Origin of the sequence: Streptomyces sp. 35G-GA-8 (genome assembly GCF_023534745.1) — a bacterium.
In the GTDB taxonomy this organism is placed as follows: domain Bacteria; phylum Actinomycetota; class Actinomycetes; order Streptomycetales; family Streptomycetaceae; genus Streptomyces.
In genome coordinates this window covers 1-427 of record NZ_JAMHJQ010000066.1, presented here as the reverse complement: position 1 = coordinate 427, position 427 = coordinate 1, and the positions used below count along the sequence as shown (strand labels likewise).

Genomic DNA, 427 nt, shown 5'->3' with positions numbered 1-427 from the left:
TGTCGAAGGTGGGACTGGCGATTGGGACGAAGTCGTAACAAGGTAGCCGTACCGGAAGGTGCGGCTGGATCACCTCCTTTCTAAGGAGCATCTAGACCCCGTAAGGGGTCCAGAGCCACTACGTCGGCAAATGTCCGACGGTGGTCAGCTCATGGGTGGAACGTTGACTACTCGGCACGTTCGGTCTTCTTCCTGTCAGTACTGCTTCGGCGTGGAACACAGGGAAGAGGTTGGACGGGTCGGGCACGCTGTTGGGTGTCTGAAGGTGCGAGCGTTGCTCGTCCTTCGGGTTGCCGGCCCCGGTGTACTTCACTTCGGTGGGGGTGACGGGTGGCTGGTCGTTGTTTGAGAACTGCACAGTGGACGCGAGCATCTGTGGCCAAGTTTTTAAGGGCGCACGGTGGATGCCTTGGTACCAGGAACCGAT

Annotated in this window: 1 protein-coding gene and 1 rRNA gene; one reads left to right on the top strand and one right to left on the bottom strand. The window is 59.0% G+C overall.

The window, feature by feature from the left end:
* A 16S ribosomal RNA gene (locus M1203_RS38560) occupies positions 1 to 80 on the top strand; the annotation flags it as partial.
* A gap of 38 nt (positions 81 to 118) precedes the next feature.
* Here the strand turns inward: M1203_RS38560 and M1203_RS38555 are convergent.
* Positions 119 to 427 (bottom strand): hypothetical protein (locus M1203_RS38555; protein ID WP_249954527.1); only part of this gene is annotated, 309 nt, incomplete at its 5' end.